3 protein-coding genes and 1 pseudogene are annotated in these 4,525 nt (G+C 71.3%); 1 reads left to right on the top strand and 3 read right to left on the bottom strand.

The genetic code is table 11. The annotated features are described in order from the left end of the window. A pseudogene (locus GWI24_RS45935) lies at window positions 1-163 on the top strand (uracil-DNA glycosylase); the annotation flags it as partial. Window positions 164-255: 92 nt separating this feature from the next. On the opposite strand, the gene GWI24_RS40865 reads toward GWI24_RS45935, so the two are convergent. The 3 genes from GWI24_RS40865 to GWI24_RS40855 form a co-directional block, all read right to left on the bottom strand. Next, complete coding sequence (locus GWI24_RS40865) at window positions 256-1,797, bottom strand: S1 family peptidase (RefSeq protein WP_308344256.1); 1,542 nt, start codon at window positions 1,795-1,797, stop codon at window positions 256-258. A gap of 340 nt (window positions 1,798-2,137) precedes the next feature. After that, the gene (locus GWI24_RS40860) at window positions 2,138-2,488 is read right to left on the bottom strand and encodes an L-rhamnose mutarotase (RefSeq protein WP_210951082.1); all 351 of its coding nucleotides are present in this window, start codon (window positions 2,486-2,488) and stop codon (window positions 2,138-2,140) included. Between the two features lie 79 nt (window positions 2,489-2,567). Beyond that, window positions 2,568-4,460, bottom strand: coding sequence for a discoidin domain-containing protein (locus GWI24_RS40855; RefSeq protein WP_210951081.1), 1,893 nt, complete (start codon window positions 4,458-4,460; stop codon window positions 2,568-2,570). Window positions 4,461-4,525: the final 65 nt, after the last annotated feature.

Here is a 4,525-nt window from a genome sequence, read left to right as displayed (position 1 = left end):
GGCGGCCGACGGCGGGCCGCCGCTCACGCTCTTCGGCTGCTACCACGTGAGCCAGCAGAACACCTTCACCGGGCGGCTCACCCCGGCCATGCTGCGCGAGGTGCTCGGCGCGGCGGCGGAGGCGGCGGGGCTTCCGGTCTCCGGCCAGGGCCTAGGGTCGTAGGTCTCGTAGGTCTCGTAGATCGTAGGGAGAGGGGAGGCCCCGGGCACTGGGGCAGGAGGGCGCCCGGGGCCTCGTTCATGGGGTGGGCCGGATCAGTTGAGACCCTGGCCCGCATCGTTGCCGGTGTCACCGGCCCCGGCAGCGGCACCCGCGTCACCGGCGCCCGCGTCGCCAGCGCCCGCGTCACCGGCTCCGGCGTTGCCCGCGCCCGCGGCGTCACCGGCACCACCAGCCGCGTCGCCGGCACCACCAGCCGCGTCACCGCCACCGGCCGCGTCACCGCCACCGGCGCCGCCGCCGTCCGCGCCGATGACCGCGCCGGTGGCCTCCAGCGCGGCGGTCACCGGCTGGAAGAACGTCTCGCCGCCCTGGGTGCAGTCGCCGCTGCCGCCGGACGTCAGCCCGACCGCCGCGTCCTCGGCGAACATCGCGCCACCGCTGTCACCGGGCTCGGCGCACACATCGGTCTGGATGAGGCCGTTGACGATGTCGCCGTTGCCGTAGTTCACCGTGGCGTTGAGGCCGGTGACCGTGCCGTCGGTGACCCCGGTCGTGGAGCCGGAGCGCTGCACCTTCAGGCCCACGCTCGCCTCGACGGCGCGCCCGATCTCCTGGGTGTTGCCATTCTGGAGGTCGACCGTGCTGGACGGCTGGGTGGTGGCGTCGTCGTACATCACCAGCGCGAAGTCGTTCTCGGGGAACTTGGAGTCCTGCACCGTGCCCACCTGCTGGGCGCCGGCCTCGTCCGAGGTCCAGGTCTGGGATTCGTTGCCGCAGTGGCCCGCGGTCAGGAAGCCCGGCGCGCCGTCGACGCTGACGTTGAAGCCCAGCGAACAGCGGGCGCCACCGCCGAAGATGGCATCGCCGCCGTCGAGCCCACCGGCCGCGGCGTCCCCGCCACCCCCAGCGTCACCGGCACCGCCCGCGGTGTCTCCGGCGCCACCGGCACCGGCATCACCCGCACCACCTGCGGCCCCCGCGTCGCCCGCGCCACCCGCGGCACCGGTACCCGCGTCACCCGCTCCGCCCGCCGCACCGGCCGCGTCCCCGGCGCCCGCGTCACCCGCGTCACCCGCCGCGTCCTCGGCGCCCGCGCCGCCGTTGCCGCCGGGCTGGGCCGCCTCCTCGCCGTCGAATTTCTTGAACTCGCCCTTGCTGCGCTTGACGCTGACCGTGCCCTCCATCTGGCCCGTGGCCTTGGTCAGCGTGTCCCACTTCGTGCCGGTCACCGTCCGGTCAGCGGTCACCTGGACCTTGTTGGTGACCGGGTCGATCGACCAGGCGGTGCCGGGCACCGACGCATCGCGGCTCAGCGTCTGGGTGGCGGTCTTCAGATCGGCCATGCTGTTCTGGACGACCTTCGCCACGGCGCCCTTGGCCCGGACGGACTCGGCGGAGTCCTCGTCCACCACATTCATGACCAGCTGGCGGTTGCCGTTGTCGTAGTACCAGCCCGCGCCGTTGTCACCGAGGTCCGAGGCGAGACTCCTCGCGAGCTTCACCGCGGCCTGGGACGAGAAGGTCTTGGCGCCCGACGACTCGTCCGGGTTCGCGTTCGCGTTGGGCAGCAGAATGGCGGCTGCCCCGAGCGCGGTGATGGCGGCTCCGGAAATGGCGAGGGTCCGCTTGTTCACACGTCGGTGGCTCAACTCACTGACCTCCAGTCGGGGATGCGCGGCAGGCGTGTGCGGAGCGCCTCTCGCGTTCCGCCACGCCCCCGTGCGGGGCCACCACGTCGTACGTGGACGCGTTCGCCCCGTTCTCACCCGTACTCAAGGTCTGATGAATGGCTGCGCCAAACGATCCGGATCGGTAGGCTCCGCCGGTTCGGCCGATCGGTTCGGCCGATCGTCCCGGCTACAGGGTGGCTACGGAGCGTCCGTCGGACCACGCGGCGGAGCCGCATATCGATGCTTTCCCCTCCCAGGGGAGGGGAAGAGCCCGCCGCAGGCGTCACGATCCGCCGGACACCCCCTAACCGCGCTCGGCGGCCTCGGCCTGGGCCCGCAGCTCCCACACCTCGCCGAGCGCCATCCGCTCCGCCTCGGCGGGGGAACCGCCGGTGTCCTCGAAGTGGTCGACGTACGCGCCGATGAACTCCTGCCAGCGCTGGTTGGCCGGGTCCTCGTCCAGCGCCGCCATCGCGGCCGCGAAGTCCTCGCAGTCCACGAGGTGGAAGAGATGGCGCCCGCTGCGCCAGATCCGCCAGTTGGCGATCCCGGCCCGGCGCAGCGCCACCAGCAGGTCCTCCGGGACCGTGGCGTGCACCTGCTCATAACCGGACTCCTGGCCCTCCTTGAGAACCGAGTGCAACGCCACCCGCATCGGCGCTCCTCCTTCTTCCGCTGCTTCCCAACGCCGGGCGGCCACGGCGGCCGCCCGGCAACGATCCATGATGCAGCGCTCACCCCTTCTGTTCGACGCGCACCCAGTCCACCTCCGCCTGCACTCCCCCGGCCGCGATCCGGTCGACGCTGGACTGCGGCAGGCCCCAGTAGGGGGTGGTGACCTTGTTCCACCCGGCCGGGTACGCTCCGCCCAGGGCGAGGTTCAGGATGACGTACTGGTTGTGGCCGAAGACCCACTGGCCACGGGTGGACTCGAGCTTGTTGCGGCTCGTCTCCTGGACCACCCGGTCGTCGACGAGGAAGCGCATCCCGGTGGGTGTCCACTCCACCGCGTAGGTGTGCCACTGGTCGGCGCGACCGCCGCCCGGGTAGATCTGGCGGGCGCCGATGTTGCCGTCCGCCGAATAGCCGGGGCCGTGCAGGGCGGTGCTGGTCCAGTCGGCGTAGCCGATGTTCTCCATGATGTCGGTCTCGCCGGAGGAGGGCCAGGACACCGAGGGATCGTCCACATCGCTGCCCAGCAGCCAGAACGCGGGCCAGTAGCCATCGCCGACCGGCAGCTTCATCCGCGCGCTGACCCGCCCGTAGGTGAAGTCCAGCTTGGTGTGGGTGTCGATGCGTCCGGAGGTGAAGTCGTATGTGCCGCCGCCCGCCTGGGTGCAGCCCTTGCAGTACTTCGCCCTGAGGACGAGATTGCCGTTCTCGGTGCGGATGTTGTCGGAGGAGTCGACATACGCCTGCGACTCGCCGTTGACGGACCCCATCTCCTGGCCGGTCCGCACCACACGCCACTTCGAGCGGTCGAGGGAGGCGCCGGTGAAGTCGTCGAAGAACGTCGTCCTGTACGCCCCGGACTGTTCACCGGGGAGGGCCGGGTACGCGGCGGAGGCACTCCCGCCGGTACCCCAGACCTGGAACTCGTAGAGGGAGTAGCCGAATTGGGCGGTGGCCGGCGCCGGGTTGTAGAAGGAGCGGCGCTCCTTCCCCAGCATCCGCACATAGCGACCGGTGGCGGGCTGCGACAGCTTCACGGTGTCATGGCGTCCCACCGCGTCCGCGGGGGACTTCACATCCGCGCGGCGGGCGGCCACCTCGGCGGCGGAGGGCTGGTAGACGGTGCGCCATGTGCGGTTGTCGTCGGACACCTGCACCTGGTAGTCGACGGCGTAGGCGGCTTCCCAGTACAGGTCGACGGTGTCGATCGTGGAGGTCGCGCCGAGGTCCACCGAGACCCAGCGGTTGGCGTTCCAGTCGCTGGACCAGCGGCTCTGGTCGTCCTTGAGGTTGGCGGGCCAGCCGCCGTCGGTGACGAAGGCGGGCGAGTTGCCCGCGTGCTGGTAGTAGTTGGAGTAGGCGGGGTGGTTAAGGGCGAGATTGGTCCGGGTCGTGGACGCCGGGGCGGGCTCGCCGCCGTACACCTTGAACGAGTACAGCGAGTACCCGTAGGGCGTGCCGCGCTCGATGCCACGCATCCGTACGTAGCGTCCGACGACGTCCTGCGGGTGGGTGTGGGCGGTGATGGATCCTCCGGTGCCGGCGTCCTCGGTGTAGAAGGGGGTCCAGTCGGTGCCGTTCTTCGACACCTCCAGGACGTACTTCTTGCCGTAGGCGGCCTCCCAGTCCAGGACGACCCGGTCGATCCGGATGGTGGCGCCGAGGTCGACGCGTATCCACGCGTTGTCGGTGAACGGGCTGGACCAGCGGGTCGACCCGTTGCCGTCGAAGGCCAGGCCCGGCGCGGCGCCGTCGTTCTCGCTGCCGGACGCGGTGACGGCGCCGTGGTCCGCGGCGTACGCGGCCGCCGCCCGGTCGGTGTCCCACGTCGCCTGGGCGGCCGTCGTGGTGGAGTGCGAGGTGGGTGTGGCGAGGGCGGGGCCCGTGGTCAGCACCGCCACCGTGGCCAGGGTGGCGAGGGCGCTCAGCAGGATGCGGGGGGTACGGGATGGCATGCGGCTCTCCTCGATGAGGTCGTGGGGTGCACGTGTGGTGCCGAAGTGCTGTGCCGATGTGCTTT

The organism is Streptomyces sp. MK37H, assembly GCF_018035285.1.
Classification (GTDB): Bacteria; Actinomycetota; Actinomycetes; order Streptomycetales; family Streptomycetaceae; genus Streptomyces; species Streptomyces endocoffeicus.
Note: the sequence above shows the minus strand (reverse complement) of the source record. Positions and strands in the feature narration are given on the sequence as shown.

Coding starts and splice junctions, on each gene's coding strand:
- GWI24_RS40860 (WP_210951082.1), bottom strand. CDS start 2,488: ATGCGGGTGGCGTTGCACTCGGTTCTCAAGGAGGGCCAGGAGTCCGGT.
- GWI24_RS40855 (WP_210951081.1), bottom strand. CDS start 4,460: ATGCCATCCCGTACCCCCCGCATCCTGCTGAGCGCCCTCGCCACCCTG.